13 protein-coding genes are annotated in these 12931 nt (G+C 73.6%); 4 read left to right on the top strand and 9 right to left on the bottom strand.

Going from position 1 to position 12931, the window contains the following annotated elements; translation table 11 throughout:
• Positions 1-6: 6 nt before the first annotated feature.
• The 6 genes from pcaD to EV567_RS06235 all read right to left on the bottom strand — a co-directional run bounded on the left by pcaD (position 7) and on the right by EV567_RS06235 (position 5492).
• Complete coding sequence (gene pcaD / locus EV567_RS06260; RefSeq protein WP_130437657.1) at positions 7-1140, bottom strand: 3-oxoadipate enol-lactonase; 1134 nt, start codon at positions 1138-1140, stop codon at positions 7-9.
• Positions 1137-2498, bottom strand: coding sequence for a 3-carboxy-cis,cis-muconate cycloisomerase (gene pcaB, locus EV567_RS06255; RefSeq protein WP_130437656.1), 1362 nt, complete (start codon positions 2496-2498; stop codon positions 1137-1139). The genes pcaD and pcaB overlap by 4 nt, the downstream gene beginning before the upstream one ends.
• Positions 2495-3118, bottom strand: coding sequence for a protocatechuate 3,4-dioxygenase subunit alpha (gene pcaG, locus EV567_RS06250; protein WP_130437655.1), 624 nt, complete (start codon positions 3116-3118; stop codon positions 2495-2497). Before pcaG ends, pcaB begins: the two co-directional genes overlap by 4 nt.
• A gap of 1 nt (position 3119) precedes the next feature.
• On the bottom strand, positions 3120-3893 hold the full coding sequence (pcaH, locus tag EV567_RS06245) for a protocatechuate 3,4-dioxygenase subunit beta (protein WP_130437654.1): 774 nt from the start codon (positions 3891-3893) through the stop codon (positions 3120-3122).
• Positions 3894-4065: 172 nt separating this feature from the next.
• Positions 4066-4710, bottom strand: a complete 645-nt coding sequence (locus tag EV567_RS06240) for a CoA transferase subunit B (RefSeq protein WP_130437653.1) — start codon at positions 4708-4710, stop codon at positions 4066-4068.
• Positions 4710-5492 (bottom strand): CoA transferase subunit A, encoded by a 783-nt coding sequence (locus EV567_RS06235; protein ID WP_130437652.1) that lies wholly within the window; start codon positions 5490-5492, stop codon positions 4710-4712. The genes EV567_RS06240 and EV567_RS06235 overlap by 1 nt, the downstream gene beginning before the upstream one ends.
• A 254-nt stretch (positions 5493-5746) precedes the next feature.
• Here EV567_RS06235 and EV567_RS06230 point away from each other — a divergent pair, with 254 nt between their 5' ends.
• On the top strand, positions 5747-6220 hold the full coding sequence (locus tag EV567_RS06230) for a MarR family winged helix-turn-helix transcriptional regulator (RefSeq protein ID WP_130437651.1): 474 nt from the start codon (positions 5747-5749) through the stop codon (positions 6218-6220).
• A gap of 17 nt (positions 6221-6237) precedes the next feature.
• Here EV567_RS06230 and EV567_RS06225 read toward each other — a convergent pair whose 3' ends face one another.
• Positions 6238-7359 carry a DUF3048 domain-containing protein gene (locus tag EV567_RS06225; protein WP_130437650.1) on the bottom strand — a complete coding sequence of 374 codons (1122 nt, stop codon included), beginning with the start codon at positions 7357-7359 and terminating at the stop codon, positions 6238-6240.
• 196 nt (positions 7360-7555) lie between these two features.
• On the opposite strand from EV567_RS06225, the gene EV567_RS06220 reads away from it, so the two are divergent.
• Positions 7556-8746, top strand: a complete 1191-nt coding sequence (locus EV567_RS06220) for a zinc-dependent alcohol dehydrogenase (protein ID WP_130437649.1) — start codon at positions 7556-7558, stop codon at positions 8744-8746.
• 32 nt (positions 8747-8778) lie between these two features.
• On the opposite strand, the gene EV567_RS06215 is transcribed toward EV567_RS06220, so the two are convergent.
• Positions 8779-9867 carry an ATP-dependent DNA ligase gene (locus EV567_RS06215; protein ID WP_130437648.1) on the bottom strand — a complete coding sequence of 363 codons (1089 nt, stop codon included), beginning with the start codon at positions 9865-9867 and terminating at the stop codon, positions 8779-8781.
• A gap of 74 nt (positions 9868-9941) precedes the next feature.
• Between EV567_RS06215 and ligD the strand changes: the two genes are divergently transcribed.
• Complete coding sequence (gene ligD / locus EV567_RS06210) at positions 9942-10955, top strand: non-homologous end-joining DNA ligase (RefSeq protein ID WP_130437647.1); 1014 nt, start codon at positions 9942-9944, stop codon at positions 10953-10955.
• A gap of 87 nt (positions 10956-11042) precedes the next feature.
• Positions 11043-12062: a LacI family DNA-binding transcriptional regulator gene (locus EV567_RS06205; RefSeq protein ID WP_130437646.1), complete on the top strand. Its 1020-nt coding sequence runs from the start codon at positions 11043-11045 to the stop codon at positions 12060-12062.
• An 82-nt stretch (positions 12063-12144) separates the two neighbouring features.
• Here the strand turns inward: EV567_RS06205 and EV567_RS06200 are convergent, their stop codons facing one another.
• Positions 12145-12729 (bottom strand): YrhB domain-containing protein, encoded by a 585-nt coding sequence (locus EV567_RS06200; RefSeq protein WP_130437645.1) that lies wholly within the window; start codon positions 12727-12729, stop codon positions 12145-12147.
• Positions 12730-12931 lie beyond the last annotated feature (202 nt).

Genomic DNA, 12931 nt, shown 5'->3' with positions numbered 1-12931 from the left:
CCCGGTTCAGACGCCGCCGTCGGCGGGGCCCTCCTCGGCCAGCACCCGCTGAGCCGTGGCGAAGGCGGCGTTCGCCGCCGGGACGCCGCAGTAGACGGCCGTCTGCAGCAGGACCGCGGCGATCTCCTCCGGGGTGAGACCGTTACGCCGGGCCGCGCGCACATGCATGGCCAGTTCGTCGAGGTGGCCGTGGGCCACCAGTGCGGTCAGGGTGATCATGCTGCGTTCCCGGCGGCTGAGGGTCGGGTCGGTCCAGATCTCCCCCCAGGCGTACCGCGAGATGAAGTCCTGGAAGCGGGCCGTGAACGCGCTCTGCCGGGCCTGCGCCCGGTCCACATGCGCGTCGCCCAGCACCTGGCGGCGGACCTCCGTCCCGCGCCGGGCGTCCCCGTCGAAGTGGGCGCGCAGCGCCGTCAGCACCGCCTCCGGCCGCTCCGCAGGCGCCAGGTGCGAGGCCCCGGGGATCTCGACCAGCGCGGCGCCCGGCACCGCGTCCGCGATCTCCCGCAGATGCGCGGGCGGCGTCGCCGGGTCCTCGCGCCCGGCGACCGCCAGCGTGGGCGCCGAGATCTGCGGCAGCAGCTTCCGCAGGTCGAACGCGGCCAGCGCGTCACAGCAGGCGGCGTACGCCCCGGGGTCGGCGTCCCGGTGGTCGGCGACCAGCTCCGGGACGGTGAACCCGGGCGTGAACCAGCGGGCGTCCGCCCCGGCGGCCAACTCCGCGAGCCCCTCGCGACGCACCAGCGCGGCCCGCTCCCGCCACGGCTGCGCCCCGTTGAAGTGGGCCGAGGAGCAGACCACCGCCAGCGAGGACACCCGCTCGGGGTGGTGCGCCGCGAGGTGCAGGCCGACAGCGCCGCCCAACGACACCCCGGCGTACGCGAAGCGCTCCACGCCCAGCGCGTCGGCGAGCGCCAGCACCAGGGCGGCGAGATCCCCGACGGTGGCGCCCGGCCCGATCAACTCGGCCGCCGAGCCGCCGTGTCCGGGCAGATCCCAGCGGATCACCCGGTGGGCGGCGGACAGTTCGGGCGCGACCTTGTCCCACAGGGCGTACGAGGTCCCCAGCGAGGGGCCGAGCAGCAGCGCGGGCGCGGAAACGGGCCCCTCGGCGCGGTGGTTGAGCAGTGCCTTGGTCAACGTCGCTCCAGCGCACGGTCGGTGAGGGCTCCGGCGGAGCCGGTGTAGCGGGCGGGGTCGGTGAGATCACCCAGGTCGACGTCCTTCAACTCGACTTGCTCACGCAGCAGTTCCGCGAGGGGGCGGCCTTCGGCGTAGGCGCGGGCCGCGAGTTCGGTGAGCAGCTCCTTCGCGCGGGACCGCCCGAGGATCCGGGACAGTTCGGCGGAGAGCCGCTCGGAGACGATCAGCCCGTGTGTGAGAGCGAGATGGGAGCGCATCGTGCCGGGGTGCACGCGCAGCCCCTCCGTCAGCTCGGCCGCGTCCCGGGCGGCGCCGCCGGCCAGCCGCAGCAGTTCCCGGAGCGGCTCCCACTCGGCGTGCCAGGACCCGGCCGGCCGTTCGTCCTCCGCGACCAGCGACCCGTACAGCACGGCCGCGAGCTGCGGCGCGCGCCGCGCGGCCGCCGCGATCAGCGTGGCGCGCACCGGGTTCGCCTTGTGCGGCATGGCCGAGGAGCCGCCCCCGCTGCCCTCCGACACCTCGGCGATCTCGGTGCGGGCGAGCGTGAGCACGTCGACGGCGACCTTCCCCAGCGCGCCCGCGGTGAAGGCGAGGCACCCGGCGAGATCCGCGATCGGCGTCCGCAGGGTGTGCCACGGCAACAGCGGTGCCGCGAGCCCGAGTTCGCGAGCGTAGGCGGCGGGCAGCGCCGTCGCGTCCTCGGCGCCGTAGGCGGTGAACGCGGCCAGTGTCCCGGCAGCGCCGCCGAGTTGGGCGGGCAGGGCGTCGCGTACGGCCGTCGCCCGGTCCCGTGCGTCCAGGACCAGCGACCGCCATCCGGCCGCCTTCAGCCCGAAGGTGGTGGGCACCGCGTGCTGGGTGAGCGTGCGCCCCGGCATCGGCGTGTCCCGGTGCCCGGCCGCGAGCCCGGCGAGCGCCCGCTGGGTGCGCTCCAGGTCGGGCAGGAGCAGGTCCAGGGTGCGCCGGGCCACCAGCATGGTCGCGGTGTCCATGATGTCCTGGCTGGTCGCGCCCCGGTGGACGTACGGACCGTGCTCCGCGCCGACCGCCTCGGTGAGGTCCCCGACCAGCGGGATCACCGGGTTGCCGCCGGCGCGGGCGCGGTCCGCGAGGGACCGTACGTCGAAGGCCCCGGAAGCGGCCGCCTCGGTCACCGCACGCGCGGCCTCCCCGGGGGCCAGCCCCAGCGCGGCCTGGGCCCGGGTGAGCGCGGCTTCCGCGTCGAGCAGCGCCCGCAGATAGGCGCGGTCGCCGGTCGCGGAGGCGGCGGGGGAGCCGGCCCGGCCGGGGGCGAGCAGGCCGGCGTCGTCGGGCACGGCCGGAGTCCCCTCCGGCCCGGACGTCGGAAGGGTCACCGGAACTCCAGGAAGACGGTCTCGCCCTCGCCCTGGAGGCGGACGTCGAAGCGGTAGGCGTCCTTGCCGCCGCCCCCGCCGCCCCCGCCGCCCCTGGCGACCAGCGTCGCCCGGCGTGCCTCGTCGAGCCGGGACAGCAGCGGGTCGGCGGCGTGCGCGGCCGTGTCCTCGGGGAAGTAGATCCGGGTGAACAGGTGGACCAGCAGCCCGCGCGCGAACACGCAGACGCTCAGGTAGGGGGCGCTGCGTCCGCGCGCCCCGGGGCGCAGTGTGCGGGCGGACCAGTGGCCGTCGGCGTCGGTCTGCACCCGCCCCCAGCCGGTGAACTCCACGCCGTTACGGCCCAGGTAGCCGCCGCCGGCCGGGTCGCGCCGCATCGAGCCGTCGACCCGGGACAGCCGGCCCTCGGGGTCCGCGCCCCACAGTTCCAGGAAGGCGTCCGGCAGTGGCCGGCCCTCACCGTCGTACACATAGCCGTGAAGGGTGACGGTTTCGGGGTGGCCGAGCGGGGCGATGTCGCCGCCCCCGGGGAACGGCAGGGCGTGGCCGTAGAAGGGACCGACCGTGTGCGACGGGGTGGGCAGGACCGTCTCCGGGCGAGCCGTGTCGATCTTCGTCATGTCAGCGTCCCTCTTCGATCCAGGTGGCGTGCGGGCCGTCGAGCACGATGTCCCAGTGGTAGCCCATCGAGAACTCCGGCACCGACAGGGCGTGGTCGTAGGTGGCGACCAGCCGCTGCCGGGCCGCGTCGTCCGTCACCGACTGGATGATCGGGTCGTGGGGGAACAGCGGGTCGCCCGGGAAGTACATCTGCGTCACCAGCCGTTGTGTGAACGCCGTGCCGAAGAGCGAGAAGTGGATGTGCGCCGGCCGCCAGGCGTTGAGGTGCTGCCGCCACGGGTACGGGCCCGGCTGGATCGTGGTGAAACGGTAGGAGCCGGTGTCGTCGGTGAGGGTGCGGCCGACGCCGGTGAAGTTCGGGTCCAGCGGGGCGTCGTGCTGCTCGCGCCGGTGGGCGTAGCGGCCCGCCGAGTTGGCCTGCCAGATCTCGATCAGCTGGCCGCGGACCGGCCGCCCGGCGCGGTCGAGGAGCCGGCCGGAGACGGTGATGCGCTCACCGATCGGCTCGCCGGTGTGCTGCCGGGTCAGGTCGTTGTCGGTCTCGGTGACGTCGCGTTCGCCGAAGGCGGGGGAGGCCAGCTCGACCAGCTCCGGGTCCGTGCCCACGTCGATCGTGACCGGCGGCTGCTTCGGGTGGCGCAGCACGGAGGAACGGTAGGGGGCGTAGTCGCGGCGCGGCTGGTGTTCGACGGGTGCCCCGCCGGCGATCCGCTTCTCGTAGGCGGCGCGCTCGGCCGCGATCTCCAGGTCGATGTCGTGCTGGGTGAGAGTCATGGGGTGTCCCGGTTTCCTGGCGGTCACGTCGAAGGGAGCGGTCGAAGGGGGCGGGGGACGCGGTGCCGCAGGCCGGACGGGCGTACGCCCGGATCGCCCGGGCGGACGGCTGTGAGCGCCCCGTCGCGGCGGCCGGCCGGCGCGCGGACCGCGTCGGCGATGTGGACGTCCCTCATCGCAGGGCGTCCGCGACGGTCAGTTCGGCGGCGGTGCGCGCGGCGACCTCCTCGACGCTCACGCCGGGCGCGGTCTCGGCCAGCACCAGCCCGTCCCCGGTGACGTCCAGGACGCCGAGGTCGGTGATGATCCGGTCCACGCACCCCTTGCCGGTGAGCGGCAGAGCGCACTCGTCGAGGATCTTGGGGCTGCCGTCCTTCGCGGTGTGGCTCATGACGACGATGACCGTGCGGGCGCCGTGCACCAGGTCCATCGCCCCGCCGATCCCGGTGATCATCTTCCCCGGGATCGCCCAGTTGGCGAGGTCGCCCCTCGCGGACACCTGCATCGCGCCCAGTACGGCCACGTCGATGTGCCCGCCGCGGATCATCGAGAACGACAGCGCCGAGTCGAAGAACGACGCGCCCGGCAGGACCGTCACGGTCTCCTTCCCGGCGTTGATCAGATCCGGGTCGACCTCGTCCTCGGTGGGGTAGGGGCCGGTCCCGAGGATGCCGTTCTCGGACTCGAGGATCACCTCGACGCCCGGCGGCAGGTGGTTGGGGATCAGGGTCGGCAGTCCGATGCCGAGGTTGACGTACTGGCCGTCGCGGAGTTCGCGCGCGGCGCGGGCGGCCATCTCCTCACGTGTCCAGGCCATCAGCCGCTCACCGCCTCCTCCGCGCGGGACGCCGAGACCGTCCGCCGCTCGATCTTCTTGTCGGCCGCCTGCTCCGGGGTCAGCGCGACCACCCGCTGCACGAAGACGCCCGGCAGATGCACCGCGTCCGGGTCGATCTCGCCGGGTTCGAGGAGTTCCTCGACCTCGGCGACGGTCACCCGCCCCGCCATCGCCGCGAGCGGGTTGAAGTTGCGGGCGGACCGGTTGAAGACGAGGTTGCCGTACCGGTCCCCCTTCGCCGCCCTGACCAGCGCGAAGTCGGTGCGGATACCGCGCTCCAGGACGTAGCGCGCGCCGTCGAACTCGCGGACCTCCTTCGCCGGCGAGGCCAGCGCGACGCCGCCCTCGCCGTCGTAGCGCCAGGGCAGACCGCCGTCCGCGACCTGCGTGTCCACGCCTGCTGGCGTGTAGAAGGCGGGGATGCCGGCGCCGCCGGCCCGCAGCCGCTCCGCGAGCGTGCCCTGCGGGATCATCTCCACCTCCAGCTCCCCGGCCAGGTACTGGCGGGCGAACTCCTTGTTGGCCCCTATGTAGGAACCGGTGACCCGGGCGATCCGCCCGGCGGCCAGGAGGACCGCGAGGCCCGACTCCATCGCCCCGCAGTTGTTGGAGACGACCGACAGGCCGGTGACCCCCCGCTCGTACAGCGCCTGCACGAGGACGTTCGGCACGCCGCTCAGCCCGAACCCGCCCACCGCCAGCGACGCGCCGTCCGGCACGTCGGCCACCGCCTCCAGGGCCGTGGCGACCACCTTGTCCATCCGTCAAGCCCCATCTCTCGTGGACGCGCCGACGCGCCGCAAGGCCTTCGAACCCTCGATCCGCGCGTGCCTGATCCGTGGCCTATCGATCAGGGCACTGACGATTCGACGAGGTGCACTTCACGCTGCCACCGCCGGACCTGACCGTCAACCCCTGCTGGAGGGGTCAACGAGCACCGGTGTCCGGAGGGGAGACGGCCGGGTCGGCCCCGGGTATCGTTCAGTGCACGTACGATCCGATCTCGGGAGCGCGCATGGCGGCGGTGGACCTGAACACCCATCCCGGGCACCTGGCCCGGCGGCTCCAGCAGGGGCACCACCTGCTGTGGAACGCCATGGTGTCCGAGGAGACCACCTCGCCCCAGTTCGCCGTCCTCAACGCCCTCGTCGCCGAGCCGGGCCTCGACCAGCGCACGGTGGGGGAGCGGGTGAACCTGGACCGCTCCACCGTCGCCGAGGTCGTCAGCCGGCTGACCCGGCGCGGGCTGCTCGACAAGGTCCGCGACCCGCGCGACGGCCGCCGCTCCCTGCTGCGCCTGACGGACGACGGGGCGCGCACGCACCGCCGGCTCGCCGTGCGCGCCGCCCGGATGAGCCAGGTCTTCCTCGCGCCGCTGTCCGCCGAGGAGCGGACGGTGTTCTTCGACCTGCTCCGCCGGGTCGCGGACGCGGCGGAGGGGCTGCGCAACCCGGAGAGCGGCGAGGGGCCGGCCGGCCCGGAGAGCTGATCGAGGGCCCGGTCCCGCTACGGGGCCTTCGCGAACACCACCCACACCTGGCCAGGGGCGAAGGCGACCGGTCTGCCGTCGTTCGTCGTGAACCGGGTGCCCTCCTCCGCCGTCGGCCGCTTCCAGCGCACCGCGTAGGAGCGGCCGTCGCGCAGCACCTCCGCCTTCCCCGCGCCCACCGTCTCCGGGTACGGGGTGTGGTTGCCGAGCGAGTCGTGGTAGGCCGACGCGCGCACCTTCATGTACTGCACGACCACCGTCGCCGGCGCCGCCCGCCGCCCGTCGGCGGTCGTGGTCGCGCGGCCGTCGGTGGAGACCAGCCAGCGCCGCCGGTCCGGCGACCACTCGAAGGTGAAGCGGGCGGCCGGGTACCGCACCGTGCGCGAGGTCCGCGGCGTTCCGCCGTCAGGGGCGGCGCCGAAGCGGAAGCCGGTGGTAAGAGCGGCCGCGCCGGGCGCCGAGGGCAGCAGCCGTCCGGGCCGTACGTACAGGTTGTGCGGCGCCTGGCCGTCCGCGCCGCGGTAATAGGCGCCCGGAGCCGCGTCGGGGGTGACGGCCCTCAGCGGAGCGTCGCCGATCAGCGGCAGCAGCTTGCGCTGCGCTCCCGAGAAGGCCAGGACCGGCCGGTCGAACTGGCGCAGCAGTTCGAGGTCGGACTCGCGGGCGCTGCGCACCGGCCCGACCGCCTTCGGCAGCTTCGTCGCGTACACCGCCATCAGCCGGCTCAGGCCGCCCTCGACCGGTTCGACGTACACGATGTCCGCGGCGTCCAGGCCGGTCTGCGGACGGGCCGCCCCGACGTTGTCGATCTTCACGGCCAGCAGCGGGCCGGCGGGCGGCGTCGTTCGCACGCCGGGGTCGCGGTCGGCGCCGCCCGGGGTGCGTTCCGGTTTGCCTGGCGAGGGGGCGGCCGGGGCGGGGCCCGCGCCGTCCGGCCGGGTGCCGGCGGGTCCGTGGCCCGCGCCGCGGGCGTCGTCGACGGGAGCGCCCGGCGCCGAGCAGCCCGCCGCCAGGGCGGCCGCGACCACCGTGGCCACGGCGGCCACCGATCTCTTCACGGGCCGCCCCCGGTGCGCCTTGCGCCCGGGGCCCGTCCCGCCGTCCTCCGTCGTCACGCCCACCCTCGCACCCCGTTCCATGACCTGATTGTGCGCTTATCCGTTCATCGGTGGCCCTACCCGATCGATACCGATCGTTCGCGCTGACTGGGCCGTTCGGCCCAGGGGAACGTCCGCGGCGCGGTTCGCCACCCGGGCCCTCGGGTACCCGGGGCGAACCCAGGGCCCGGCCCCGGACGGGGCGGGCCCCCGAAGTCGGTGGAGGGAGCGCGGCACGATGAAGGCAGTGACCTGGCAGGGGAAGCGCGACGTACGGGTGGAGACCGTGCCCGACCCGACGATCCAGGAACCGACGGACGCCGTCATCCGCGTCACGTCCACCGGGCTGTGCGGGTCCGACCTGCACCTCTACGAAGTGCTCACGCCCTTCATGACCCCCGGCGACATCCTCGGCCACGAACCCATGGGCATCGTCGAGGAGGTCGGCCCGGGCGTGCCCGACCTCAAGGCCGGCGACCGGGTCGTCGTCCCGTTCCAGATCGCCTGCGGCAACTGCTGGATGTGCCTGAACTCCCTGCCCACGCAGTGCGAGACCACACAGGTCACCGGCGAGGGCATGGGCGCCGCCCTGTTCGGCTACACCCGCCTGTACGGCGCGGTGCCCGGCGGTCAGGCCGAGTACCTGCGCGTCCCGCAGGCGCAGTACGGCCCGATCAAGGTCCCCGAGGGCCCGGCCGACGACCGCTTCGTCTACCTCTCCGACGTGCTGCCCACCGCCTGGCAGGCGGTCGCCTACGCCGACGTCCCCGAGGGCGGCAGCGTCGCGGTGCTCGGTCTCGGCCCCATCGGCGACATGGCCTGCCGGGTCGCGCAACTGCGCGGCGCCGGACGCGTGTTCGGCGTGGACCTGGTCGGGGACCGGCTCCGGCGGGCCCGCGCGCGGGGCGTCGAGACGTTCGACCTGCGCAGCTTCGACAGCGAGAAGGAACTGGTCGCCGCGATCCGCGACCAGACCGACGGGCGCGGGCCCGACGCCGTGATCGACGCCGTCGGCACCGAGGCCCACGGCAGCGCCGCGGCGCGCCTCGTCCAGAACGCCTCCGCCCTGCTGCCCCGCAAGATCGGCGGCCTCCTCGCCGAACGCTTCAGCGTCGACCGGCTCGCCGCCCTGCACACCGCCATCGAACTGGTGCGCCGCGGCGGCACCCTCTCCCTGACCGGCGTCTACGGCGGCATGGCCGACCCGATGCCCATGCTCACCATGTTCGACAAGCAGATCCATATCCGGATGGGCCAGGCCAACGTGCGCCGCTGGGTCGACGAGATCCTCCCCTACCTCACCGACGAGGACCCGCTCGGCGTCGACGACTTCGCCACCCACCGCGTGCCGCTGTCGGAGGCGCCCAAGGCCTACGAGACGTTCCAGCAGAAGCGGGACGGCGCGGTCAAGTTCCTCATGACGCCGTAGCCGGCGCCGTCAGGCGCAGCGCCGCCCGGGTCTCACGGTCCGGGCGGCGTCCTGGGCGGCGCGCCCAGGATCTCCGCGAGGTCGTAGCGCACCGGCTCCTCCAGCTGGGCGTACGTGCAGCTCTCCGGGGTGCGGTCGGGGCGCCAGCGGCGGAAGCGGGCCGTGTGGCGGAACCGGGCGCCGTTCTCCATGTGGTCGTACGCCACCTCCACCACCCGCTCCGGCCGCAACGGCACCCAGGACAGGTCCTTCTTGCCCGACCAGCGGCTCGGCGCGCCCGGCAGCCTGGCCGTCTCATGGGCGGCCTCCTCGGACCAGGCGGCCCAGGGGTGGCCCGCCACGTCGTCCATGCGCAGCGGCTCCAGCTCCTCGACCAGCTCGGCCCGCCGCTTCATCGAGAACGCGGCGGACACGCCGACGTGCTGGAGGACGCCCCGGTCGTCGTACAGGCCGAGCAGCAGCGAGCCGACCACGGGGCCGCTCTTGTGCAGCCGGTAGCCGGCCACCACCACGTCCGCCGTGCGCTCGTGCTTGACCTTGAACATGACCCGCTCGTCCTGCCGGTAGGGCAGCGTCAGCGGCTTGGCGATCACCCCGTCGAGCCCCGCCCCCTCGTACTCCTCGAACCACCGCCGCGCCACCTCGACGTCGGTCGTCGCCGGGGCGAGATGCACGGGCGGCGTCACCCCGGCCAGCGCCCGGGCGAGCAGCGCCCGCCGGTCCGTCATCCCCACGGTGAGCAGCGACTCGTCGGCCAGCGCCAGCAGATCGAACGCGACGAACGACGCCGGGGTCCGCTCGGCGAGCGTGCGCACCCGGGAGTCCGCCGGATGGATGCGCTCGGTCAGCGCGTCGAAGTCCAGCCGCCCCTCCCGCGCGATCACGATCTCCCCGTCCAGCACGCACCGCGCGGGCAGCCGCTCCCGCAGCGCCGCCACCAGCTCGGGGAAGTACCTGGTCAGCGGCTTCCCGGTACGGCTGCCCAGCTCGACGTCGGGCCCGTCGCGGAACACGATCGCCCGGAACCCGTCCCACTTCGCCTCGTACTGCATGCCCGGCGGGATCACCGCCACCGACTTGGCGAGCATCGGCTTCACGGGCGGCATGACCGGCAGATCCATGGTCCGATTCTGCTCCGGTACGGCGGCGACCGCCCGGTGTGCGAGCCATGGGCGGTACGCCTACCGTGGCTCGCATGGGCGATGCGGTGGAACTTCAGGCGGGCGGCCGGACCGTACGGCTGTCCAGCCCCGACAAGGTCTTCTTCCCGGAGCGCGGCTTCACCAAGCTGGACCTCGCCCGCTACTACCAGGCGGTCGCCCCCGGCATCCTGCGCGCCCTGCGCGAGAGGCCCACCACCCTGGAGCGCTACCCGGACGGCGTCACCGGCGAGTCCTTCTTCCAGAAGCGGGCCCCGAAGAACATGCCCGACTGGATCCCGACCGCCCACATCACCTTCCCCAGCGGCCGCTCCGCCGACGAGATGTGCCCCACCGAGGAGGCCGCCGTCCTGTGGGCCGCCCAGTACGGCACGCTCACCTTCCACCCCTGGCCGGTCCGCCGCACCGACGTCGACCGCCCCGACGAGCTGCGCATCGACCTCGACCCGCAGCCCGGCACCGACTACGACGACGCCGTCCACGCCGCCCACGAACTGCGCTCCGTACTGAAGGAGTTCGGGCTGCGCGGCTGGCCCAAGACCTCCGGCGGCCGCGGTCTGCACGTGTTCGTGCCGATCGAGCCGCGCTGGACCTTCACCCAGGTCCGGCGCGCCGCCATCGCCGTCGGCCGCGAGATGGAACGCCGGATGCCCGAGCGGGTCACCATCAAGTGGTGGAAGGAGGAGCGCGGCGAGCGCATCTTCATCGACTACAACCAGACCGCCCGCGACCGCACCATCGCCTCCGCCTACTCCGTACGGCCCCGCCCGCACGCCCCCGTGTCGGCGCCCCTGCGCTGGGAGGAGGTCGGCGTGGCCCACCCGCGCGACTTCGACATCGCGACGATGCCGGCCCGCTACGCCGAACTCGGCGACGTGCACGCCGACATGGACGACCACGCCTACTCACTGGACGCCCTCCTCGACCTCGCCCGGCGCGACGAACACGACCACGGCCTCGGCGACCTGCCGTATCCGCCGGAGTACCCGAAGATGCCGGGGGAGCCCAGACGGGTCCAGCCGAGCCGAGCCCGCAAGAGCCCCTCCTGACGGTCGCGGACGGGTAGGAGAGCGCTCTCCGGTCAGGTCGCCCGCCGGGGCTATCCTGGCCCACACCCACCGAGGAGGAGCCCCGCAGTGACCGAGACAGCCCCGCGCCCCACCCTGGAGGCCGTGGCCGCGCGGGCCGGGGTCTCCAGGGCCACCGTCTCGCGGGTAGTCAACGGCGGCGACGGCGTCAGGGAGCCGCTCGTCGAGCGGGTCCGGCGGGCCGTGGAGGAACTCGGGTACGTCCCCAACCAGGCCGCCCGCAGTCTGGTGACCAGGCGGCACGACGCCGTCGCCGTCGTCATCGCCGAACCCGAGACCAGGGTCTTCGCCGACCCCTTCTTCGCGCTCCAACTCCGAGGAATCAGCAAGGAGTTGACGGCCCATGACAACCAGCTGGTCCTGCTCCTCACCGAGGGACGCGACGACCATGCCCGGGTGGCCCGCTATCTCGCCGGCGGCCATGTCGACGGCGCCCTCGTCTTCTCCCTCCACCTCGACGACCCGCTGCCCGGTCTGATCCAGGGCGCCGGCGTGCCCACCGTGTTCGGCGGGCGCCCCGGCTGGAGCGACGGCACCCGGGACGTCGTCCACGTCGACAGCGACAACCGCGGCGGCGCCCGCGAGGCCGTCCGCCACCTCGTCGACCTGGGCCGCCGCCGGGTCGCGCACATCACCGGACCCCTGGACCAGACCTCCGCCGCGGACCGTCTCCAGGGCTTCCTCGACGTCATGGGCGACACCGGCCGGCGGCTCGTGGCGGAGGGCGACTTCACCCCCGGCGGCGGCGAGCGCGCGATGCGGGAACTCCTGGACCGCAGCCCCGACCTCGACGCCGTGTTCGCCGCAAACGACCTCAGCGCCGCGGGCGCCCTGCGCGTCCTGCGCGCACACGGGCGGCGCGTGCCCGAGGACGTGGCGGTGGTCGGCTTCGACGACATGCTGCCCGTGGCCGAACAGACCGATCCACCGCTGACGACCGTCCGTCAGGACATCGAGGAGATGGGCCGGATCATGGCCCGCCTCCTGCTCCACGGCGGACACGACCCCGCCGCCTCCGGACCCGGCACGGTCCTGCCCACCACCCTGATCCGCCGCGCCTCCGCCTAGCGACGTGAGGTGTCTGCCTGGTCCGCACCCGCCCCCGTACCCGGGGCCGGGTGCGCGATCGGCATGCCGACTGGCTTTCCCGTCACCCATCCGGTCTCTGACCGGCTCGGATCTCCGCCCCGCTCAGAATCGTCTTCACCGCAAGTACCGGGTTGAGAGGCTCCACGAGTTCTTTCGTGGCGACGGCCACGAGGCGCGCAGGCACATCACCATCCAGCAACGCACTCACATATTCGATGGCCTCCGCGGGCGAGAGCATGGGCAGCCGCTGGCGCAGGGTCCGCACAGCATGCATCCGTCCGCGCGTAGCGGCGACTCCGCGGAGCGCATCGTGTAGATCGTCCACTGCAGTGCGCACCGGCAGCCCGCGTATCCGAGCCCTGTAGTCGGCTTCCCACTCCCCGGTTACCGCGGAGACGACGCCGATCTGGTGCAGTCCCCCGTCGACACGGTCGACCAGATACGACCCGTTACCGACCAGCATGTACTTCGAGTTCCGGGTGCGTACGAAGTCCTCGGACTGCCAGGAGACGATCCACACCAGCTCGTGCTCCTCGACGTCGACCACAGCCATCCGCGCCGCCTCCACGCTCACAGCCCGCCACTGCTGATATTCGCGCTCCAGCTGCTCTTCGACAGCCCGAACGGCGGCTTCTCGCTCGATCACGCGTGCAGCATCCCGTACCGGCCGCTCCACCACCAGCGAATTCGCACGGCCCAACGGCACGTATGAGGGGGCTGATGGACCTTCCTACTCAGGTGACGAGGATTCCTGGAAGTTGGCTGTGGCGGATATTCGTGACGGTGGAGGCTGATCACTAGATCAGATCTTGTGGCGGTGGGGCCTGTCACACCCTCTGGCTAAGGTG

Origin of the sequence: Streptomyces sp. BK239, from assembly GCF_004217285.1 — a bacterium.
Classification (GTDB): Bacteria; Actinomycetota; Actinomycetes; order Streptomycetales; family Streptomycetaceae; genus Streptomyces.
Note: the sequence above shows the minus strand (reverse complement) of the source record. Positions and strands in the feature narration are given on the sequence as shown.